This window comes from Amphibacillus sediminis NBRC 103570, from assembly GCF_001552275.1.
GTDB classification, from domain to species: Bacteria; Bacillota; Bacilli; order Bacillales; family Amphibacillaceae; genus Amphibacillus_B; species Amphibacillus_B sediminis.
Genome location: NZ_BCQW01000006.1, coordinates 26426 through 48723, shown reverse-complemented (window position 1 = coordinate 48723; position 22298 = coordinate 26426). Strand labels below are relative to the sequence as shown.

Below are 22298 nucleotides of genomic sequence, written 5' to 3'. Positions count from 1 at the left end.
TAGGGTAGTGATTGCTAGTTCATCAAAAGAAACTATTAATAGATCGCTTGCCAGTCAGAAATTGGGTAAATAATAAACTCAGCTCGACCAATAATATTTGCTTCATTAATAAACCCTAGTGAGTTACGACTATCCCGACTGACTCGTCTGTTATCTCCGATAACGTAATAATGGTGATCCGGTATCTTTGTTAAAGGAACGTCATGTGTTTTGAAGCTTGAGGCATCTGTAATAAAAGATTGAGTGTACGGAATCCCATCAATATATAATTGTTGATCAATAATTTCGATTGACTCATTTGGTAAACCTATAATTCGCTTTATATAGGTTTTTTCCTCTAATTCAATGACGACCACATCACCACGCTGGGGTTGATCAAATTTATAGATGAGGCGATTGGTTATGATCCATTGATCATCTCTGATTGTAGGGGCCATGCTGTCACCTACAACAACATTCGCTGTCGAAAGGATTAGTGATTTTACGATCAAAATAAGCAAAAGAGCAGTTATCGAACAAATAATCAGTTTTAAAATCTTTCTTGATGGCCATTGCATATGATAAAAACCCTTCCTCAAATTCTTTATTCTTAATTCTATCATAAACTCAAAGGAAATAGGAGAGAAGTCATAGCTGTAATATAACAAAACGATCTTTATAGTATCTAAATGTGGTTAAATATGTTAAAATATACTTAATGATAGAAATGGAGGTAACTCGATTGGATACATCAAATCTGTTAGAGAGAATTGAACAATTAAGACAAAGTATGATCGAGGTTGCTACTACCAAGGGGTATTCTAGTAAAGAATCAATATTGATTAGTCGCGAGCTGGATGAGCTTTTAAATCTATATAACCGCATAACAGGATGGAAAAAATAACAAAGCATCACAGCTATATATGTGATGCTCTTATTTTGCTTTTTGAAAAAGATCAAAATGGGTGAAACGATATGGTCAGATGATTTACTTTTTACGCGAATTTGGTAGAATGCAAACGATCTTTAGTTTCAGCCATTAGATTAACGCTTGATTTCCATGTTTAAATATCGTTCTAAACGGTCTAACCCTTCCATTAATGTATCCATGCTATAAGCGTACGACAGTCGTAAAAAGCCATCACCGGCCGCGCCAAATGCATCTCCGGGTACCAATGCAAGCTTACCATTATTTAATAAGTCTAGTGCGACTTCTAGTGATGGACGATGATCAAATAAGCGGAACATAAAATAAAATGCTCCATCAGGCTTAATCACGTCAAGGCCCATCTTTGTTAGCCGCTTATAAACATAGTCTCTTCTTTCATTGTAAGCTTTACGCATCATTTTTGGATCATCTTTCGCAACTGTTACAGCAGCAAGAGCTGCATGCTGGCTAATCGAACTAGCACAAGATACATTATATTGCAAAACCTTTGTTAAGTGCGGAACGAGCCATGTCGGGGCTAACAAAAAGCCGATACGCCAGCCAGTCATAGCATGAGATTTCGACAAGCCATTGATGATAAGTGCTCGATCTTTAATTTGTTCAAATCTAGCGATTGAATAATGTTCACAATCATATGTCAGTGAGCTATAGATTTCATCTGAAATAATAAATAGGTTATGCTTTTTAATAACTTCAGCGATGGCATATAACTCGTCTTTGGTTAAGGATACACCAGTAGGATTAGATGGATATGGGATAATGACACACTTTGTTTTATTGGTAATGTTGCGCTCGATTTGGTTAGCCGTTAGCTTAAAGTTAGATTCTCGGGTATCAACTAATCTAGCTGTGGCACCTGCCATCTCAATCAGGGGTTGATATCCAGGGTATACAGGATCTGGCAAAATCACTTCATCACCTGGATTAAGTAAGGTGCGACAGGCAATGTCAATTGCTTGGGATGCTCCGACCGTTATGATGACTTGCTCTGGAGTTAACTTAACCTGATCAATAGTATTAAAGTAATTAGCCACAGCCTCTCTTAATGAAGGCATGCCAGCATTGGGAGTGTAAGTCGTAAAGTCGTTTGCAATGGCTTCATTCGCTGCCTTTTTAATAGCCTCTGGCGTTTTAAAATCAGGCTGACCAATCGTTAAAGATAGAATATCGTCTCGACTGCTTACTAGATTATAAAATTTTCTGATTCCGGATATTTCAATATTACGCACGGTTTCATTAATCACTTTTTCCATTATGTTCTCCTTTTGTTTTTTTAAGTATGATTGATCACGTTATTGGTCATCCTTGGTATTAGGAGGAGATGCTATGTTTAATAGAATTTATCAACAATTACTTATCCTTGGGATATCGGACCAAGTTTTTCAATTCGGATTGTTGTTGATTTCAATTTTTATTATCTTTATACTGGTTAAGCCCGTTGTCCATTATTTATCACAGAAACAATTAGAGACATGTTTAACCTTTATTTTAACGTTTTTTATTGTGTATTATCTATTTAACTTATACTTACGTCAATCGATTACATTTAATAATCAGCTTCATCTTTATGCCTTTAGCTTTGCAGCAATCACCTTGACATTAAGACTTTTGGTAAAAAAGCTATTTAAATCCTAGTATTTTCTGTTTTTTTGTTACTGTGCTATTGTCAATTTTAAATAAAGACATAGATTATCTATGTCTTTTTTGATCGTGATAAGAATAATTCCATCTGCCAAGCGATGAGGATGTATAGTAAGACGGCTTCTGCTTTACTTCTGTTTGAAAAGGGATATCTAGATAGCTGCAAATAATACGCTTAGCTTGTGTTAGGGACATTTTTGTCTTTGGATTACGAAATGTATGATCTAAATCACCTAAATGCTTAAAATCTTTAAAATCCTGTTTGTTTGGTGGGATGTGAAAATAATATTGATCAACTTGAACAAGGACTGTGGAATGCTGTCTGCTGAACTTCGGGCGTTCAGAGAAATGAAGACCAATTTTTCTTGCTTGTCGTTCAATTAATAACTTCTCTATCGCCTGTTTTTTCATCTTATACAATGCCTTTGGATTTAGCGCAGTCTTAGCATGTCGATTAATAATAAAGATCGCTTTAGCGATTTCACTGATCTCATATTTCACGAAAAGTTAACCTCCTCTTAAGATCAAGCCGTAGGACATTATAGATGTATCTATTCTAGCATGAATAGTTGGTTAAAACTATCCCTACATAGAATTTTATTCCCTAGAACCGATTGGATATTTGGATTAACGTTTAGTTTTTTAATGGAAGAAACCAGAAAAAGGAGGAATTAAGCATGTAATTAACGGAATATTTGTACAATTAATCCGGGATATAATTAAAATTAAGTCAATAAGCGGTTAAAAGTAATTTTTGCCTTTAACGATGTGAAATCATTTGTCTTAATACTGTTTTATGATAAACTGTAATTGAGTCTAAACGTGAACATCTGCCTTCAACTGCTCGCTAAGGGGAGTGGCATATGAATATTAAGGCATTACCGTTATTACAATTAACCGCTGAATCTTTAATGATTTCATCCGAGAAAGTAGCACATGTGCAATTGAATAACCCACTAGAACATGCGTTGTTAATTCTAGTTAAGTCCGGTTACTCGGCTGTACCAGTTCTAGATATACAATACCGTTTCAAAGGAATTATTGGCAAGAACACGATTTTAAATGAAATTCTTGGACTAGAGCGATTTGAGCTAGAACGTTTGTCAGATATTACGGTTGAACGCGTGATGATTACAAATACACCTTGTCTAAATAAGTCTGACCATTTTTTAACGTGCTTAAAAGCTGTTATGGACCACCCATTTGTTTGTGTTGTTAACCAAGAGGGATATTTTGATGGTATTGTTACACGTAGGGAAATATTAAAGCAGTTGAATAAATACATTCACGTTAATAAAGATTTGTTTTATGATGGTAGATAGTATTTTTATGCTTGTCAAACACAGTATTGATTTGATAAAGTAAAGCATACGAACATACAAGGGGGATTCTAAAATGAAAATGATGGATGCTAATGAGATTATTGCGTTCATTTCAAATAGTGAGAAGTCAACACCAGTGAAAGTTTATGTTAAGGGAAAAGGTTTAGATAAGTTGGATTTTGACAATAACATTCAAGCTTTTGTTCAGGACAAAACGGGTGTGTTATTTGGGGAATGGAAAGACATTAAAGTATCACTAGATACATACAAGGATCAAATCGATGACTATGTTATTGAGAATGACCGCCGTAATTCGGCTATTCCTTTATTGGATTTAAAAGGAATTAATGCCCGTATTGAGCCAGGTGCTGTCATTCGTGATCAAGTTGAGATTGGTGATAATGCTGTTATTATGATGGGAGCTATGATCAATATCGGTGCTGTAATTGGATCAGGTACGATGATTGATATGAACGCAACATTAGGCGGTCGTGCAACTGTTGGAAATAACTGTCATGTTGGTGCTGGTGCGGTTCTTGCAGGTGTTATTGAACCACCATCAGCAAAACCAGTTATCGTTGAAGATGATGTTGTAATTGGAGCGAACGCTGTAGTCTTAGAAGGCGTTACAATCGGTAAAGGTGCAGTTGTAGCTGCTGGTGCAATTGTTACCAAAGATGTCCCAGCTAATACTGTTGTCGCTGGAACTCCAGCTCGTGTTATCAAAGAAATTGATGATCAGACTAAATCAAAGACTGAGATTATGCATGCACTTAGAAATCTAGGTGACCAATAAAAGCAATTTTAAAAACAGGAGAGACTGCTCTCCTGTTTTTTAGTTCTTGTAAGGTTCATTGTGTTAGGATAGACTAGGGGATTCATTTCGTCTCAAATCTCTGTTTAGGTTAAGTATTTATATTAAATTAATCCATTTAAAATTAAGATAAGCACTGGTGCGAACCCTAAGCGAACATAAAATTCCTAGGGGATCCGCACCAAAAGTTATGTTTAATTTGTAAAATTTTGTATTGTCATAATCTTAAAAAACAAGTATTCTTAAAGAGAAACAGCTATTTTGTTTTAAAAGAGTGGCTTTTTTTCTATTTTTTAGGAAAAAACGCTGTCGCACTCTACATGAGTGCGTGGATTGAAATTAATCGCATTACTTTCAATCCGACCCGGTCTCCGTCGCACTCTACATGAGTGCGTGGATTGAAATCAGTTGCTATATCACGATTATTTCTAAACGCGAATGTCGCACTCTACATGAGTGCGTGGATTGAAATTTAAAGATTGGTTGATAGCGGCAATGAATTGATCGTCGCACTCTACATGAGTGCGTGGATTGAAATTAACTGCCGGTACTGCTCGACCTGGGATAGTCAAGTCGCACTCTACATGAGTGCGTGGATTGAAATTTATGTTGAACTTCATACTCCACTAAACTTCTGATGTCGCACTCTACATGAGTGCGTGGATTGAAATCAATCTTTATTTGTTATACTAGACTGTCCAGCGTGAGTCGCACTCTACATGAGTGCGTGGATTGAAATTTCAATAGCATTTTTCAAATACATGTTTTTTACTGTCGCACTCTACATGAGTGCGTGGATTGAAATCCTTTGACTCCACCCTTTACTTTCTCTCGAAGAAACGTCGCACTCTACATGAGTGCGTGGATTGAAATATAGTTCGCTAATCTGTGGGTGCAGGTTAGCTTTTGTCGCACTCTACATGAGTGCGTGGATTGAAATAAAGAATGTATTGGCGAATCCTGTATAAATACCAAAGTCGCACTCTACATGAGTGCGTGGATTGAAATCAATGCCGATTTCTTAACGCCCGAAGCCAATACAGTCGCACTCTACATGAGTGCGTGGATTGAAATGTGACTTTTTCGGCGGGGAAATCGAAGCATTGGACGGTCGCACTCTACATGAGTGCGTGGATTGAAATAACTCCATATCGTTTTAAAACACCAAATTGTCCAGGTTGCACTCTACATGAGTGCGTGGATTGAAATATGGTATAGTGTTGATTTAGGAACACCAGTTGCTTGTCGCACTCTACATGTCCGTAAAGCAATTATTTTATTTTTAAATTAGGGGAGGTATAACGTGAATATTGATTCATTAATTCAGATTAGAAGAGCACTCCATCAAATACCAGAAACGGGTTTTAATGAAGTAAAAACACAAAATTTATTGATAAAGACAATTAAAACGTTTTCTGCAGCATCACTTGTTATTGAACAATGGCGAACGGGCTTACTTGTCAAGGTTAGAGGATTAAATCCTAAGCGCACAATTGGTTTCCGTTGCGATATAGATGGACTTCCTATTAAAGAAGAAACAAGCCTACCTTATCAATCGTTACATGATGGCTATATGCATGCATGTGGACATGACTTTCATATGACGATTGCATTAGGTGTATTAGCTAACTTAGCTGAAAATCCTATCAATGATGATGTTGTTTTTATTTTTCAACCAGCAGAAGAAGGGCCGGGAGGAGCACTGCCATTATTAAACTCTCCTACTTTTAAGTCCTTTCGACCTGATCTCATTTTTGCTTTGCATATTGCACCGGAGTTGCCAGTTGGAACAATCTCCTCTAAAGCAGGAATGCTATTTGCTAATACTAGTGAATTATTTCTTGATTTTAAGGGTAAAGGTGGTCATGCTGCTTATCCTCATTTGACCAATGATATGGTTGTAGCTGCAAGCTCTTATGTCAGCCAATTGCAACAGGTTGTTAGTCGAAAAATTGATCCGATTGAAAGTGCTGTAATTACAATCGGTAAAATTACAGCAGGAACAGTTCAAAATGTGATTGCTGAGCATGCACGTATTGAAGGGACGATTAGAACGGGGAATGCCGATGTTATTGATAAAATTAAACAAACAATTGAAGCTTTTGCTCAAGGCTTTGAACAAAGTCATCACTGTCAAATTAGCATTGACTATGGATCAAACTATTATCAAGTCTTTAATACGGCTAAATATGTGGAAGATTTTAAGCAAATTATTGAGTCAAAAACCAAATTTGATTGGGTAGAAGCTTCTGAGGCTATGACTGGAGAAGACTTTGGCTATTTTTTAAAGGACATTCCAGGATTCATGTTTTGGCTAGGTGTTAACTCTGCTTACGGTCTCCATCATAGTATGCTCAGTCCCGATGAACGAGCACTTGCAGTAGGGGTAGAGGTTGTTGAAAAAACGATTCGTCACATATAATTGATTAGACTTATTCAATCAGTTTAAATGTATAATCAAAGTGTAATGAACTTGATCATCTTTGTTTTATCTACTAGATTGAAAGTCTATAGAGGATGAAACCGTTTATTAACTATGGATATGTCCATAATCAAATAGTGACGGTATGTTAATGAAAGGGGTAGCTTGTTTCTCCCTGTAAGACTAACAACGGAATGCACACAGTTGTGATAATCTTATGGATATTCAGGTGGTTCTAGCACGATTGAGCTAATTTTGAGAATTGGAGTTTACGATATTGAAAAAGACATTAATAAATTGGTTAGGTATATTGGGACCTATCAGCTTGCTGTCTTACACTGCTGCCGTCATCTTCAGCCCATTAGCTTATCCAAACTATAACTGGATGGCGCAAGCGGTTAGTGATTTGAGTGCAACTAACGCACCGTCAAGGATGCTTTGGATACAACTCGCAAGTTTGTATAATGTGTGTGGTATTGTTTCAATCATGGCTGTTTGTATTTTCATCCAGCAAAAGCTAAATAAGATGTTGAGATTAGGTATATACTTATTTGCGGCTATGAACTGGATATCTTCTGTTGGTTACGCAATGTTCCCACTCTCAGATAGCGGAAAAGCTGAGGCTTTTCAAGATATAATGCATGTGTACGTGGTTACCATACTAGTCGTACTCCTTTCAATTATTTCTTTAGTGGTTATTATGGTAGGTGGCTATCGTGAAAAATCATATCGAACTTTAGCTATGTGGGCAACTATAGCATTACTGTCTATGTTTGCCGGAGCAATTGGTACTGTAGTTGTACCGCAAGAGTATTTTGGTATTCCAGAGCGTTTTAGTGTTTTTGCAGCTACAGGTTTTAATGCTGTGTTAGGGTTGTATCTATTCAGGGGATTTAAGAAAAGCTAGATAACCATTCTATAACTTAAATGAATAGAATCTGAGATAAAAAAAGTAGCATGCCAGAAAGGCGAATGATTTTTCATTCGTCTTTTTGGCATTTTAAGAAAGGTAACTTTTCTGTGATAGACTAAAATTACCATGTTTTGTAAGGTGGAGCCATGCATGTAGAAAGGGGAGTAGATTTCATCATCTGAGGTGATACAATCTATAAGTATCATTTACTATGGATAAATTTTTCGTTCGTCCCAGTCCCCTTGTAGTGCGTCAAGAATGGGGGAAAGCCTTGAGTAAGATTTTGTAGTGGTAATAAGCATAGCCGGTAGTAAGAGTGACCGGATGACCCGGAGTCGGAAACCTTAAGCAATTGTTATTTGAGGCTTAAATATTCCGGAATAAACTGTAGTTAAACACGGTAGATATATCGGGAAAAAAGTAATGAACCTTCCTTAATAACTCTCTAGATACAACTTATTTAGTGATAAATAGTTTCATGAGAAGCGAGCAGAGCTCATATACATGTACTTTAAAGAAAACGAAGTTAGCTCCTTTAAATGGAAACCATAACTGAGAATATGATCGGTCTGTTTTCGTATTCTCGCCTTCATTCTAGTGAATTATTCAAACAAAAAGCAATAATTGCAACTATTTAGATCATTTTACATTATTAGGTATTTTTTAAGCGTTATACTTTAATCGTTTCCGTCTTAAGACTGATTTTTGCAAAATTAGAAAAAAAACAGGCAAAAGGGTAGCAATTTATTTCGGAAGTCGATATATTAATAGTTATGAAAAATGGATTAGAGGAGGGATACATAAAATGAAAACGTTTCAAAAGCTAAAAGGTTTTTATTGGCCTTATAAAAAATACTTTATCTTATCATTGGTTTTTGTCTTAATCGTAACCGCTATCACCGTGATTTATCCAATGGTATTGCAAATAACGATTGATCAAGTTGTTTTTGCCAGCAATTATGATTTAATACCTCTATTATCAATTGGGTTTATCGGACTGATGATTATAAAAGGGATTGCTAATTTTATTCAGCAGTATTTAGGTGATTTGTTTGGCGTGACATCTGTATATCATTTACGTGATGAGCTTTATAAAAAACTTCAGCGCTTATCTTTTACTTACTATGATAATGCTCGGACCGGTGACCTGATGTCACGTTTAACAATGGATGTCGAGGGCTTCAAGTTTTTCTTGGCTGCCGGAGCTAAAGAAATCATTCGTGTGGTCTTTTTAATGCTCACGAGTTTAGTAGTTATGTTCTACTATTCGGCAGTACTTGCACTGGTCACCATGGCTGTAATGCCATTTCTTATCATTGTTGTTAAACGATTTGATAAGGCCGTTCACCCTGCTTTTCGCTCGATTCGTCAATCGTTAGGTAGACTAAATACAAGAATCCAAGAAAATGTTAGTGGGATGAATACGGTTAAATCTTTATCTAAAGAGGACTTTGAAATTGATCGCTTTACGGTCGACAATAAGCAATATCGTGAGGTAAACATTAAGACTTCAAACATTTGGGCTAAGTATTTTCCTTTCATGGAGTTTATCGGTAATATTGCGATGATTATGCTCATGGTCCTTGGTGGCTGGCTTGTTATTAATGAACGAATGAGTCTAGGTGAACTTGTAGCATTTTTTAGCTTAGTCAACTATATAATTGGACCTTTGATGTTTTTAGGGTTTACTGTTAACCAATTTTCTCAAGCTAAAGCATCAGGTGAACGTTTATTAGAGATTCTTGAAGCGGAAGAGGACATTGTCGAGAAAGATGATGCTCTCGAATTAAATAGGTTGAAAGGGCATGTTACATTTAAGGATGTCACATTAAAGTATACGGATGACGATGATCCGGCTCTTAAACATATTAATTTTGATGCTCCGCCAGGAAAAGTAATTGGCTTGATAGGCGCAACTGGAGCAGGAAAATCAAGTATTACCCAACTAATGACACGTTTCTATGAGCCTGCTGAGGGTGAAGTGCTAATTGATGGTCGTTCTACGAAAGACTATAACTTAAAATTTTTACGAAAGCATATTGGTTTTGTATTACAGGAGTCCTTTCTATTTTCAACATCAATTAAAGAAAATATCGCCTACGGGAATCCAGAAGCTTCTATGGAGCAAATCATTGCCGCTGCAAAGCGTGCCCAAGCTCATGATTTTATTCTGGAGCTGCCAAAAGGCTACGATACGCTTCTAGGAGAACGAGGAATGGGCTTATCAGGTGGCCAACGTCAACGTATAGCAATTGCTCGTGCCTTATTAATTGATCCAAGCATTCTTATTTTAGATGATGCAACTTCTGCCGTTGATATGGAAACAGAATTTCAAATTCAACGCGCTTTAAAAGAAGTGATGACAAATCGAACAACATTTATAATAGCTCACCGTATTTCTTCATTAAAGCATGCTGATGAAATTTTAGTTCTTGATGAAGGTGAAATCGTTGAACGAGGGACACATGACCAGCTATTAAGTAATGGCGGTCCGTATCAACGAATATATGAAATCCAGTATCGAGATAAACATGCCATTATGGGAACGGTTTAAAGAAAGGTGTGAGATGATGGCTAAAAAAATTGAATATGAGGAAAAAAGTGCATATGTTAAGCGTTTTTATTATCCTCAAGAAAATGCAGTCGAAAAACCTTTTAATTGGCGTCAGATGGCTAGATTGTTAAATTATCTAAAGCCATATACCAAGACATTGCTTCCGGGAGCCTTTTTGACCATGCTTGTCAACATGATCGTTCGTTTAGCCGTTCCAATCCTAATTGGGCAGTTTGTTGTTGATCAAGCTATTGCTGAACAAGATACCAAATTGTTAGCCTATTTAATCATTGGCATTGGTTTACTTTATTTAGGGAATTATATAGCGAATCGTTATCGGATTAAATTTGTCAATATACTTGGACAGCGAACAATCCATGATTTGCGCAAACAGCTTTTTTCACACGTTCAACGCTTATCACATAATTTCTTTGATAAACGTTCAGCGGGTTCCATTTTAGTAAGGATATTAAATGATGTTAACTCACTGCAGGAGCTGTTTACTAACGGTATTATTAATCTCTTAATGGATATTATTATGCTGGTTGGTATAATTGCGATCTTATTTGCCCTAAGTCCACAGCTTGCGTTAGCAGTGTTAGTGATATTGCCACTCATGTTCTATATATCAACTAAATTACGCCGTAATATTCGTCGTTCATGGCAGGATGTCCGAATCCAAAAATCACGATTGAATTCACATTTAAATGAAAGTATCCAAGGTATTCGAATAACCCAATCCTTTTCACAGGAACAAGAGAATACAGAATACTTTAACGGTGTAAATATTGATAATTTTGAAAAAGAACGTCTTGCTATGAAAAAAAGTGCCTATTTTGGTCCATTTGTTGAAATGAGTAATGCGATAGGGACCGTTATTTTAATTGCGTATGGCTCTAATCTGATTATTAATGGAACAATCGGGATTGGTACGTTTGTATCTTTTGCTTTCTATTTAGGGATGTTTTGGGAACCGATTTCTCGTCTCGGTCAAATTTACAATCAGTTACTGGTTGCAATGGCTTCATCTGAGCGTATTTTTGAGTTTCTCGATGAGCAGCCTAATGTTAAGGAAAAGAAAAATGCTAAGTCATTTGAAAACATGGAGGGAAATATCGAATTTGATCAAGTCCGTTTTTCATATGATGATGATCGGATTGCCCTACATGAAATTTCTATTGATATTAAGGCAGGTCAAACAGTCGCCCTTGTAGGCCATACCGGATCGGGTAAGTCGACCATTGCTAACTTAATTAGCCGCTTCTATGATCCAACTAGTGGAACGGTCCGCGTTGATGGTCATGATCTTCGAGATATGCGCTTAGATAGCTTAAGAAACAATATAAGTGTGGTACTGCAAGACACCTTTATTTTCTCAGGATCAATTATGGATAATATTCGTTTTGGTCGCCCAGAAGCGTCAGATGAGGAAGTGATTGAATCCGCTAAAATTGTAGGTGCACATGATTTTATTTTACGCTTAGCTAATGGCTATCAAACTGAAGTTGAGGAAAGAGGTAACATTTTATCAGCGGGAGAGCGTCAGTTGCTATCATTTGCTCGAGCGTTGTTAGCTAATCCTCGAATCTTAATCCTAGATGAAGCAACAGCAAGTATTGATACTGAAGCTGAGATGAAAATACAACAGGCCCTTAGAAAGCTGTTAAAGGGAAGAACAGCAATTATGATTGCACACCGCCTGTCAACCATTCGTGAGGCAGACAATATTATTGTACTGGAGCATGGACGAATTTTGGAGCAAGGAAATCACGATGAGCTTATCAATCAAAAAGGAGAATATTACCACTTAGTTAAATCTCAATTTGAAATGCTTGATGAGTTATAAGCGTCGGAAAGGCTCGGGTAAAAAAGCATTGAGATAATCTCACTTTTGCATAAAAAGACTTGGAGCGGGCTAAGCTTGTCATGCTTGTGCGTGATATTTTCTAGTCAGTAAAAGGGCTGACGTGGCTCTAATGGCACGTTAAGTTTTTCCATTCTGTGTCAAATAGCGTTGGTAGACGAATTTATTCAGTTTTTTCACAAACATTCAAGTGCGTTTAGGCGACTTGGATGTTTGTTTTTTGTTCGCGTGTTTTGGTTCGACTGCTCTTGATCAGGGTTCGATCAGGAAGTGACGAGACTCTGGGCGGGAATAGTGCGAGCTGAAAATCCATTCAGAGGAGTGTTAGACTAAAATCGCCACGTTCTGTGGCAAGACTACTTATATCCTGTAGGTTCGAATCTTGCCCTCGGTTAGTTCTAGAGGTTAATCTGAAGGGTGTATTTGTGTAATCATTAACTAGACACAGTCTTAACTTAAAGAACAAATGCTTTCTGTATTTTTGTCCAACCTAACTCAAAAGTATCTAAAAAAAGTTATGTTTTTTTAAAAAATATGCTAGACTAAAGAAGCTCAGAGTTTAATATTTATGAGACCGTAAAAATAATTTGTCGGAGTCTAACGATTTAAATCAAATATGCTTTGTCATATTTGCGAGGCTTTCTTAAACCCTCACATCAATTAAAGCTGTGAGTAACCAAAGCATTCCATAATCCAAGGACAAAATTGTTCCTAAATACATATACGAGGGGGAATCGATGTGAAAAGAGAATTTGCGGTCATTGGTTTAGGCCGTTTTGGTGGAAGTGTTTGTAGAGAATTAAGTGCAGAGGGCATGGATGTTTTAGCTATTGATACCATGGAGAGTAAGGTTAGTCAGTTTCGAAACATTGCTTCCCATGCCGTTATTGCAGATGCGACAGATGAAAGAGTGCTCAAGGAACTGGGCATACGCAACATTGATCATGTTATTGTTGCGATAGGAGAGGATATTCAGGCAAGTATTTTAACGACTTTAATGCTCAAGGAATTAGGGATAAAGAAAGTCACAGCAAAAGCACAAAATGACTATCATGAAAAGGTCTTGAATAAAATTGGCGCGGACCAAGTCATTCATCCTGAGCGTGATATGGGGCGTAAAATTGCCCATAGTATTATCTCAAACAACATACTCGATCACTTGGAGCTATCAGACGACCATAGTATTGTCGAAATAAAAGCAGGGAAGAAATTGGTTAATCAAACATTAGTTGATCTGGATATCCGTGCGAATTACGGATGTAATGTGGTCGCGATTAAATCGGGGCAAACGGATGAAATTAATGTTTCCCCGATGGCAGATGAAATGATTCATGATGGCGATATCTTAGTGATTATCGGAGCAGATAAGGATATATCTCGCTTTGAAAAGCAGTTAATTGCTGACGAATAAATCTAGATGTGGTGGTGTGGTTTTCACGCCACCATTCTATTTTAGTGCGCTTCATTATAACTTTAATTCCTGTTGATAAATATTAAAATAAAAACACCCCATAAGGCTATTGTCCATACCTTAGGGGTGTTCGATTATTTGCTTGATTTAACGTGAAATTTACGTTTTAATCCTTATACTTCCATAATGATCGGTAAAACCATCGGACGACGTTTTGTTTTTTCGAATAGGAAAGGAGCAATCGTGTCAGTAATTTCATTTTTAATTTCTGACCATTGGGTTGTTTTACGCTCCATTATTTTATTAATATGACTTGATACAAGCTTCTGAGCTTCATTTATTAAGTCCTCAGATTCACGCATATAAACAAACCCGCGTGATATAATATCTGGACCTGATGCAATTTTAAACTCTTTCATATTAATGCTTACGACAACAATGACAAGTCCTTCCTCTGAAAGGATACGACGATCTCGTAACACAATGTTACCTATATCACCGATTCCACTTCCATCAACATAAACTGATCCAGATGGGATCTTTCCTGTAACAGAAGCAGTGTCCTTTCCTAAGGCAAGGACATCTCCATTATCCATAATAAAACAATTTTCCGGATCGACATCACATGCTTCGGCTAATTTGGTGTGCTCCTTTTGCATACGATATTCGCCATGGATCGGCATAAAAAATTTAGGGCGAAGTAATCTTAACATAAGCTTTTGTTCTTCTTGTCCACCGTGTCCAGAAGTATGGATATTGTTAAGAGGGCCATGGATAACTTCTGCACCTGCACGATAAAGCATATTTATCATGCGGCTTACACTAACTGTGTTACCTGGAATAGGTGAAGATGAAAAGACGACTGTATCTCCTGGGATAATCTGAATTTGTCTATGCGTACCATTCGCAATTCGAGATAATGCAGCCATGGGCTCACCTTGGGAGCCTGTACATAGTATCGTTACTTCATTAGCTGGTAGTCGGTTAATTTGGTGCGCATCAATAAATGTATCCTCAGGTGCTTTAATATAGCCTAATTCGCGTCCAATTGAAATGGCTGCTTCCATGCTTCTACCAAATACAGCAATTTTCCGATGGTGTTTAACAGCACCTTCAACCATTTGCTGCAAACGGTGAATGTTAGAAGCAAATGTTGCAAAAATTAATCTGCCGTCAACTCTGCTGAAAATTTCATTAATACTTTCACCAACTACACGTTCTGAAAGCGTAAAGCCAGGTACTTCACTATTGGTACTATCTGATAGTAAGCAAAGCACACCTTCTTTTCCTATTTCCGCCATCTTCGCAATGTTAGCAGGCTCTCCAACGGGAGTAAAGTCAAATTTAAAGTCCCCTGTATGCACGATATTGCCTGGAGGTGTTTTGACAACAACTCCATATGAGTCTGGTATGCTGTGTGTTGTTCTGAAAAACGTTACAGACGTTTTTCTAAATTTAATCACGTCATCTTCTTGGTATGTGTGTAATTTAGCATGACGTAACAAGCCATGCTCTTCTAATTTATTCTTAATTAATCCGAGCGCAAGTTTTCCTGCATAGATTGGGACATTAATTTCTCTTAGTAAATAAGGAATACCACCGATATGGTCCTCGTGACCATGTGTTACAAACAATCCTTTGATTTTATCTTGATTTTGGACGAGATATGTGTAGTCAGGAATAACATAATCAATTCCAAGAAGCTCATCTTCTGGGAACTTAATTCCTGCATCAATTAATATGATTTCATCTTGAAATTGAATGCCATAGGTATTTTTGCCGATTTCACCTAAGCCACCAATCGCAAAGACTGCAGTTTGATCATTTTTTACAAACTTCATAAACTACACATTCTCCACTTTAAAATCTTCTGACTGTTTTTCATAAGCAAGGTGTTCGCCTTCCAACGGTTGAATAAACTCAATATTAATATTGCGATCCTTGAGTTCACTTCTCACTTGGCGTTCATTCTCTGCTTCATAATATAAACGGTGTGTATTTTCTCTTACAGGTATTTCTGACGCATGTTCTTGATATAAAACTTTAAAAATCATTTCATCTCTCCTTATTTTTCTTTGTTTAATTTAGCATACCTTATGACGACGATAGGACTTTTTGTTGGAAAGCTTATTTGGTTTAAGCATTAGGGACACGATTTTGATTAAATAGTCTCTTCCATCTTTTCCGAAGCTTTTCTCTTAGGCGTCTTAACATAGTATAAGCAACTCCTTTCAAAAAGCAAAAAACTTAATATCCGATCCAACCCTCTTACTACTAGTATAGTATGGATTGGTTAGTTTGGAAACAAAAACGTTTTATTTTTTACGAACATATTCAAGACGCTAGGGTTTTGCCTTATATTTTTCACTTAATGAAACAAAGTTATACATCGCTTAACCAAAGTTAATCGGTTAATTCAATGTCACAAGGCTTTGCATCTGCAGGCGCTTGAAACGGCTCATTTTTGTTAATGTGATCAAAAAACATGACCCCATTAAGATGGTCAATTTCATGCTGAAATACAACGGCAGCATAGCCGCGCAAACGGAGCTTAACTGGTTCACCCGCTAAATTTACTGCTTTTACGGTAATTCGAGCATAACGTGGAACATAGCCAGGAACCTCACGATCTACTGATAGACAGCCTTCACCAGCTGAGAGATAGGTTTGTTCTACTGAATGACTAATAATTTTGGGGTTAAAGTAACCATCACTGTAGCATTTTCCTTTTAAATCTTCAAAGTGAACGGCCATCATCCGTTTAGAAATTCCTAACTGAGGAGCAGCTAATCCTACTCCTGGTCTTAGCTCATATTGTTCTGCTATTTTTTCATTTTGACTATTTTTAAGAAATTCTAACATATCAGATAATATTTTCTTTTCTTGCTCTGTTGCTGGTAATACAACTTCTTCAGCAACTTGTGTCAAGACTGGATGACCTTCGCGGACAATATCCTTCATTGTAATCAAAATATCCTACACTCCTTTACATACCTCTGTTAGCTGTATCATAGTTTAACACAAATCATTCAAAAAAGGGATTAAATTTATGATAATATAAGGAAAGTACTGTCCATTTTAAAGTTCATCTTGGTTACTGTCCGTTCTTTAAGCTAATCGTTCAACTATCTGGCATTAAAGATTGTATGAAATGATAAAAAAATGAAAATATTGAATTAATCTGTCGGTTGTCCTAATAAATATGATATACTATTTTAAAATATGTCAAGAAACTCATCGAGATGTACAAAGGAAATGGAGGCATTTTTGTGCGATTGAAAAGTATCAGCGCCCTAATCATATTGAGCATCATTTTAGCAGCGTGTTCAGGGCTAACAACAGAAGAAAAAATGTATGAACATATGGAGGAATCTGTCCAGCTTGAAAGCGACTTTGTAGCTCAACAACAGCCGCTTAGTGCTCTAGAACAAGAGGAACAAAGTATTTATCAGCAAATCAGCGAACTAAGTATGGATCAGTATGAGGAAATAGCATCTTTGGCAGAATCAGCCATAGCTTCAATAGAGGAAAGAAGAGAATTAACGGATATTGAAATAACAAGTATTCAAGCATCAAAGGAAGAATTTGATCAAATTGAGCCATTAATAGCAGACTTGGAAGATGAAGAGCTTCAGTCGATCGCTGAAGAAATGTTTGCTTTAATGGAGGAGCGCTATCAAGCATTTTTATCATTACATGAATCATATCAAACATCTTTGGATTATGATATTGAGCTTTACCAATTGCTTATGTTAGAAGAATTGGAGGAAGCAGACTTTACTGACCAAGTGAATAAGGTAAATGAGCAGTATCAAATTGTGATTGACCACAATCTAGCTTTTAATGAAGCTACTGACTCATTTAACGAACTGAAGCGGGAATTCTATGATCAATCGGAATTAAATATTACTTATGAATGAGGCATGGCTGATTAGTCATGTCTTTTTTTTAATCTTGTTTTGATTTTTCGCTATCTTTTACTTTAGTTGTATTATTGTAGTGTAACTGGCTGGGGCTGCGATTACTCGCCCCATCGAAGGGCTTTTGTAAGCCTCCCAGTTCAAGAAATAAGGGAACAGGTCATGTCTAAGTGGGAGATCCAACAGCCAGCAACAATAACGTTCCGTGGGGTAGAGAGGAAGCTGACTGAGTTCGCGACGTTGCGACGTAACGTCTGCACGAGCACATCCTATGCGTCGCCCCCCACTGAACGAAGTTTCATGTATTAGGGGAAACGTTCTTATACGATGGATTTAATTTCATTGAGAAGTCTCTTCTTTAAAGTCCTTTATTCAGTAGGGCATACCCGGCTGAACAAGGTTTAAGCCTCCGATGGTAACGACCAATTTTTGCGAGCGCTTCGTTTCATCAAAGAAGCTATTCGAGTTATGAAATGATTTGAACAATAGCGATAAGTCGTAATAATCTGTATTATCAAAATGTATATTTTTAATACAACAGTTGTCCTAATACTAATACAGTTAATATATCTTAGTGAAACAGTTCACATATATTAATTTTTTAAACAAATAAGTAGAATAAATTCTAAGTTATTCGTGCAAAGTGATTGACCGTTTTTAAATAATAAGCTAAACTAAGATTAAAGTTAATATTGTACTAATCAGTCTGAACCTTTCCGGTATAACAGTTTGTTTTTTAACAGTAAATATGGTTAAAAAAATCACGAAAGGGTAAGGTAACACTAGGTGCAATAAGCTTATAGGTCAGGTAACTAAAAATAGTTAAAATGGAAAGGAAGAGGTGAGTCTTTTGAAACGTACAACTGAAAAAATTGCTGAGCAATTCGAAACGTTTCAAATTCTGAATGAAGAAGGTAAAGTCGTTAATGAAGAAGCGATGCCTAATCTTTCAGATGATGAGTTAAAAGAACTAATGACGAGAATGGTGTATACAAGGATTTTAGATCAACGTTCCATCGCGTTAAATCGTCAGGGACGCCTTGGCTTCTATGCACCAACAGCTGGTCAAGAGGCTTCTCAGTTAGGTTCACAATTTGCTTTAGAGCAAGACGACTTTATCCTACCAGGTTATCGTGATGTTCCACAATTAATCTGGCATGGGTTACCATTATATAAAGCATTTTTATTCTCAAGAGGTCATTTTATTGGAAACCAAATGCCTGAAGGTGTGAATGCTTTAAGTCCACAAATCATAATTGGTGCACAATATGTTCAAACAGCAGGAGTTGCTATGGGCTTAAAACGTCGTGGTAAAAATGCTGTTGCGATTACTTATACTGGAGATGGCGGTACTTCTCAAGGTGATTTCTATGAAGGAATGAACTTTGCGGGTGCCTTTAATTCACCTGCTATTTTCGTTGTTCAAAATAACCGCTTTGCGATTTCTACACCAGTTGAAAAGCAGACAGCTGCAGAAACTTTAGCTCAAAAAGCCGTTGCGGCAGGTATTGAAGGCATTCAAGTTGACGGTATGGATGTGTTGGCTGTTTATGTAGCTACTAAAGAAGCACGTGAACGCGCGCTAAATGGTGAAGGCCCAACATTAATTGAAGCGTTAACTTATCGTTATGGACCTCACACTATGGCTGGTGATGACCCAACACGTTATCGTTCTGAAGAATTGGATAATGAGTGGGAAAGAAAAGATCCACTTGTTCGTTTCCGTAAATTTTTAGAAGAAAAAGGCATTTGGTCTGAGGAAGAAGAGAATGCTGTCATTGAACGGGCAAAAGAAGAAATTAAAGCTGCCATTAAAGAAGCAGATAATACACCTAAGCAAAAAGTAACCGATTTAATCGGAAATATGTATGAAACACTTCCAGGTAACTTACAAGAACAAATGGAAGAATATAAAGCAAAGGAGTCGAAGTAAGCCATGGCTCAAATGACAATGATCCAAGCTATCACTGATGCGTTACGTACTGAATTAAAAAACGATGAGAATGTCCTTGTATTCGGAGAAGACGTCGGTCAAAACGGCGGGGTTTTCCGTGCTACTGAAGGTCTTCAAGCTGAATTTGGTGAGGATAGAGTATTTGATACACCGTTAGCGGAGTCTGGTATTGGTGGTTTAGCAATCGGCTTAGCTACTCAAGGTTTTCGCCCAGTACCTGAAATCCAGTTCTTTGGTTTTGTATATGAAGTAATGGATTCAATTAGTGGTCAAATGGCACGTATGCGTTATCGATCTGGCAACACAATGAATGCACCGATAACGATTCGTTCTCCATTTGGTGGAGGTGTTCATACGCCTGAAATGCACGCAGACTCTTTGGAAGGATTAATGGCCCAACAGCCAGGATTAAAAGTTGTAATCCCTTCAAATCCTTACGATGCTAAAGGATTATTAATTGCATCTATTCGTGATAATGATCCTGTTATCTTTTTAGAGCACATGAAATTATATCGTTCTTTCCGTGATGAAGTACCGGAAGAAGCTTATGAAGTAGAACTTGGCAAAGCAAAAGTAACCCGTGAGGGAAATGATATTACTTTTATTGCCTATGGTGCAATGGTTCAAGCATCAGTAAAAGCGGCTGAAGAATTAGAAAAAGAAGGAATTAGTGCAGAGGTTATTGACTTACGAACAGTTTCTCCTTTAGATACTGAAACAATTGTTGAATCAGTGAAAAAGACTGGCCGTGCTGTTGTTGTCCAAGAAGCACAACGTCAAGCAGGGGTTGCTGCCCATATTGTTGCAGAGATCCAAGAGCGTGCAATCTTACATTTGGAAGCGCCTGTTTTACGTGTAGCAGCTCCAGATACAGTTTATGCTTTTACACAGGCTGAAGAAGTATGGCTACCAAACCACAATGATATTGTTGAAAAAGCAAAAGAAGTTATCAACTATTAAGATTTAACCAGGGAGGTTAGCAATAATGGCATTTGAATTTAAATTGCCTGATATTGGTGAAGGTATTCACGAAGGCGAAATCGTCAAATGGTTTGTCAAAGCTGGCGAAGAAATTAAAGAAGATGATATACTTTGCGAAGTACAAAATGATAAAGCGGTTGTTGAAATCCCGTCACCAGTTGAAGGGACTGTCAAAGAAATTCACTTTGAAGAAGGATCCGTTGCTACAGTAGGTGAAACCATTATTACCATTGATGCTGAAGGGCATGAAAGCAATGAAGCAGCTCAGTCAACGAGTGATGAAGAAGCTACTAGTGATGCTGGTCAAGGAGTTTTTGAATTTAAGTTACCTGACATTGGTGAAGGTATCCATGAAGGTGAAATCGTTAAATGGTTTGTCAAAGCTGGTGAAGAAATTAAAGAAGATGATGTACTTTGCGAAGTACAAAATGATAAAGCAGTTGTTGAAATCCCATCTCCAGTTGAAGGAACTGTCAAAGAAATTCATTTTGAAGAGGGATCCGTTGCCACTGTAGGTCAAACCATCATCTCGATTTATGCAGAGGGCTATCAAGCAGAAGCAAAATCTGCTGAAGCACCAAAAGAAGAAAAAGCTGCGCCAGCAAAAGCTGAAGCGAGTTCAGCTACGGCAGATCGTACACGTGTAATCGCAATGCCATCTGTACGTAAATTTGCCCGTGATAATGGGGTTCAAATTGCTAATGTTAATGGATCAGGTAAAGGTGGTCGTATCCTTAAAGAAGACGTTGAAGCATACCTAAATGGTGACCAAAAAGCTGATGCGCCTAAGGAAGCACCTGCACCAGCAAAAGCAGAAGCAAAATCCGAAACTACTGCTGCCAAGCCTGCAGCGGCAGCAACAGGTGATCTACCAGAAACACGTGAAAAAATGTCTGGTATTCGTAAAGCAATTGCAAATGCAATGGTTAACTCTAAGCATAAAGCACCACATGTTACCTTACATGATGAAATAGATGTAACCGAGCTTGTTGCTCACCGTAAGAAATTTAAACCAGTTGCGGCTGAGAAAGAAATCAAGTTAACTTACTTACCTTATGTAGTTAAGGCTCTTGTCTCAGCACTTAAGCAATTCCCAATTATTAATGCTTCAATTGATGATGAGACAGATGAGATTGTGTATAAGCATTACTATAATATTGGTATTGCTGCAGATACTGAAAAAGGTTTACTAGTACCAGTTGTCAAAGATGCAGATAAAAAGTCAATCTTTGAAATTTCTAAAGAAATTAATGAACTAGCTAAAAAAGCTCAGGAAGGTAAGCTTGCACCTAATGAAATGAAGGGTGCTTCTTGTACCATTTCAAATATTGGTTCTGCAGGTGGTCAATGGTTTACACCAGTGATCAATTATCCAGAGGCTGCTATCCTTGGTATTGGACGTATTGCAGAAAAACCAGTTGTCAAAGATGGCGAAGTTGTTGTTGCTCCTGTGCTAGCTTTATCGTTAAGCTTTGATCACCGTATTGTAGATGGTGCGACAGCACAGCATGCTTTAAATCAAGTCAAACGTTTGTTAAACGATCCACAATTAATTATGATGGAGGCGTAATCGG

General features: G+C 37.3%; 19 protein-coding genes and 1 CRISPR repeat array. Of the genes, 13 read left to right on the top strand and 6 right to left on the bottom strand.

From position 1 onward, the window contains the following. Positions 1 to 35: 35 nt before the first annotated feature. Positions 36 to 557, bottom strand: a complete 522-nt coding sequence (lepB, locus tag ASE01S_RS06025) for a signal peptidase I (RefSeq protein ID WP_067839872.1) — start codon at positions 555 to 557, stop codon at positions 36 to 38. A gap of 164 nt (positions 558 to 721) precedes the next feature. On the opposite strand from lepB, the gene ASE01S_RS15485 reads away from it, so the two are divergent. Then, positions 722 to 883 (top strand): aspartyl-phosphate phosphatase Spo0E family protein, encoded by a 162-nt coding sequence (locus ASE01S_RS15485; protein ID WP_083512032.1) that lies wholly within the window; start codon positions 722 to 724, stop codon positions 881 to 883. A gap of 140 nt (positions 884 to 1023) precedes the next feature. Here ASE01S_RS15485 and ASE01S_RS06020 read toward each other — a convergent pair whose 3' ends face one another. Next, positions 1024 to 2181, bottom strand: a complete 1158-nt coding sequence (locus tag ASE01S_RS06020) for an aminotransferase class I/II-fold pyridoxal phosphate-dependent enzyme (protein ID WP_067839869.1) — start codon at positions 2179 to 2181, stop codon at positions 1024 to 1026. 73 nt (positions 2182 to 2254) lie between these two features. Between ASE01S_RS06020 and ASE01S_RS06015 the strand changes: the two genes are divergently transcribed. Further along, positions 2255 to 2563, top strand: a complete 309-nt coding sequence (locus ASE01S_RS06015) for a hypothetical protein (RefSeq protein WP_067839866.1) — start codon at positions 2255 to 2257, stop codon at positions 2561 to 2563. Positions 2564 to 2617: 54 nt separating this feature from the next. Here the strand turns inward: ASE01S_RS06015 and ASE01S_RS06010 are convergent, their stop codons facing one another. Further along, positions 2618 to 3070, bottom strand: a complete 453-nt coding sequence (locus tag ASE01S_RS06010; protein WP_067839862.1) for a YkyB family protein — start codon at positions 3068 to 3070, stop codon at positions 2618 to 2620. Between the two features lie 362 nt (positions 3071 to 3432). Here ASE01S_RS06010 and cbpB point away from each other — a divergent pair, with 362 nt between their 5' ends. The 7 genes from cbpB (at position 3433) to ASE01S_RS05970 (ending at position 13869) form a co-directional block, all read left to right on the top strand. Next, positions 3433 to 3891 carry a cyclic-di-AMP-binding protein CbpB gene (gene cbpB / locus ASE01S_RS06005; protein WP_067839859.1) on the top strand — a complete coding sequence of 153 codons (459 nt, stop codon included), beginning with the start codon at positions 3433 to 3435 and terminating at the stop codon, positions 3889 to 3891. 73 nt (positions 3892 to 3964) lie between these two features. Next, complete coding sequence (gene dapD / locus ASE01S_RS06000) at positions 3965 to 4687, top strand: 2,3,4,5-tetrahydropyridine-2,6-dicarboxylate N-acetyltransferase (RefSeq protein WP_067839855.1); 723 nt, start codon at positions 3965 to 3967, stop codon at positions 4685 to 4687. Between the two features lie 326 nt (positions 4688 to 5013). Beyond that, positions 5014 to 5914: a CRISPR direct-repeat array (repeat unit 32 nt; unit sequence GTCGCACTCTACATGAGTGCGTGGATTGAAAT). Between the two features lie 94 nt (positions 5915 to 6008). Further along, positions 6009 to 7127, top strand: a complete 1119-nt coding sequence (locus ASE01S_RS05995) for an N-acetyldiaminopimelate deacetylase (RefSeq protein ID WP_067839852.1) — start codon at positions 6009 to 6011, stop codon at positions 7125 to 7127. 277 nt (positions 7128 to 7404) lie between these two features. Further along, positions 7405 to 8034: a DUF998 domain-containing protein gene (locus tag ASE01S_RS15480; protein ID WP_083512031.1), complete on the top strand. Its 630-nt coding sequence runs from the start codon at positions 7405 to 7407 to the stop codon at positions 8032 to 8034. An 811-nt stretch (positions 8035 to 8845) separates the two neighbouring features. Next, on the top strand, positions 8846 to 10594 hold the full coding sequence (locus ASE01S_RS05980) for an ABC transporter ATP-binding protein (RefSeq protein WP_067839849.1): 1749 nt from the start codon (positions 8846 to 8848) through the stop codon (positions 10592 to 10594). Positions 10595 to 10610: 16 nt separating this feature from the next. Next, positions 10611 to 12440: an ABC transporter ATP-binding protein gene (locus ASE01S_RS05975; RefSeq protein WP_067839846.1), complete on the top strand. Its 1830-nt coding sequence runs from the start codon at positions 10611 to 10613 to the stop codon at positions 12438 to 12440. A 757-nt stretch (positions 12441 to 13197) separates the two neighbouring features. Further along, the gene (locus tag ASE01S_RS05970) at positions 13198 to 13869 is read left to right on the top strand and encodes a potassium channel family protein (RefSeq protein ID WP_067839843.1); all 672 of its coding nucleotides are present in this window, start codon (positions 13198 to 13200) and stop codon (positions 13867 to 13869) included. A 173-nt stretch (positions 13870 to 14042) separates the two neighbouring features. Here ASE01S_RS05970 and rnjA read toward each other — a convergent pair whose 3' ends face one another. The 3 genes from rnjA to def form a co-directional block, all read right to left on the bottom strand. After that, entirely contained in the window at positions 14043 to 15710 is a 1668-nt protein-coding gene (rnjA, locus tag ASE01S_RS05965; RefSeq protein WP_067839840.1) for a ribonuclease J1, read from the bottom strand. A 3-nt stretch (positions 15711 to 15713) separates the two neighbouring features. Further along, a complete protein-coding gene (locus tag ASE01S_RS05960; RefSeq protein WP_067839837.1) occupies positions 15714 to 15923 on the bottom strand; it encodes a DNA-dependent RNA polymerase subunit epsilon in 210 nt (69 codons plus the stop codon). Between the two features lie 349 nt (positions 15924 to 16272). Then, entirely contained in the window at positions 16273 to 16839 is a 567-nt protein-coding gene (def, locus tag ASE01S_RS05955) for a peptide deformylase (RefSeq protein ID WP_067839834.1), read from the bottom strand. Between the two features lie 299 nt (positions 16840 to 17138). On the opposite strand from def, the gene ASE01S_RS05950 reads away from it, so the two are divergent. The 4 genes from ASE01S_RS05950 (at position 17139) to ASE01S_RS05935 (ending at position 22294) form a co-directional block, all read left to right on the top strand. Continuing rightward, positions 17139 to 17789, top strand: a complete 651-nt coding sequence (locus tag ASE01S_RS05950) for a YkyA family protein (RefSeq protein WP_067839831.1) — start codon at positions 17139 to 17141, stop codon at positions 17787 to 17789. Between the two features lie 850 nt (positions 17790 to 18639). Next, complete coding sequence (pdhA, locus tag ASE01S_RS05945; protein WP_067839828.1) at positions 18640 to 19722, top strand: pyruvate dehydrogenase (acetyl-transferring) E1 component subunit alpha; 1083 nt, start codon at positions 18640 to 18642, stop codon at positions 19720 to 19722. A gap of 3 nt (positions 19723 to 19725) precedes the next feature. After that, complete coding sequence (locus tag ASE01S_RS05940) at positions 19726 to 20703, top strand: alpha-ketoacid dehydrogenase subunit beta (protein ID WP_067839825.1); 978 nt, start codon at positions 19726 to 19728, stop codon at positions 20701 to 20703. A 25-nt stretch (positions 20704 to 20728) separates the two neighbouring features. After that, complete coding sequence (locus ASE01S_RS05935) at positions 20729 to 22294, top strand: dihydrolipoyllysine-residue acetyltransferase (protein ID WP_067839822.1); 1566 nt, start codon at positions 20729 to 20731, stop codon at positions 22292 to 22294. Positions 22295 to 22298 lie beyond the last annotated feature (4 nt).

Excerpts from the sequence above, each read along its gene's own strand:
- cbpB (WP_067839859.1), top strand. The coding sequence starts at position 3,433 with ATGAATATTAAGGCATTACCGTTATTACAATTAACCGCTGAATCTTTA.
- lepB (WP_067839872.1), bottom strand. The coding sequence starts at position 557 with ATGCAATGGCCATCAAGAAAGATTTTAAAACTGATTATTTGTTCGATA.
- ASE01S_RS05975 (WP_067839846.1), top strand. The coding sequence starts at position 10,611 with ATGGCTAAAAAAATTGAATATGAGGAAAAAAGTGCATATGTTAAGCGT.
- dapD (WP_067839855.1), top strand. The coding sequence starts at position 3,965 with ATGAAAATGATGGATGCTAATGAGATTATTGCGTTCATTTCAAATAGT.
- rnjA (WP_067839840.1), bottom strand. The coding sequence starts at position 15,710 with ATGAAGTTTGTAAAAAATGATCAAACTGCAGTCTTTGCGATTGGTGGC.
- ASE01S_RS05940 (WP_067839825.1), top strand. The coding sequence starts at position 19,726 with ATGGCTCAAATGACAATGATCCAAGCTATCACTGATGCGTTACGTACT.
- ASE01S_RS05960 (WP_067839837.1), bottom strand. The coding sequence starts at position 15,923 with ATGATTTTTAAAGTTTTATATCAAGAACATGCGTCAGAAATACCTGTA.
- ASE01S_RS06020 (WP_067839869.1), bottom strand. The coding sequence starts at position 2,181 with ATGGAAAAAGTGATTAATGAAACCGTGCGTAATATTGAAATATCCGGA.
- ASE01S_RS05935 (WP_067839822.1), top strand. The coding sequence starts at position 20,729 with ATGGCATTTGAATTTAAATTGCCTGATATTGGTGAAGGTATTCACGAA.
- ASE01S_RS06015 (WP_067839866.1), top strand. The coding sequence starts at position 2,255 with ATGTTTAATAGAATTTATCAACAATTACTTATCCTTGGGATATCGGAC.
- ASE01S_RS05980 (WP_067839849.1), top strand. The coding sequence starts at position 8,846 with ATGAAAACGTTTCAAAAGCTAAAAGGTTTTTATTGGCCTTATAAAAAA.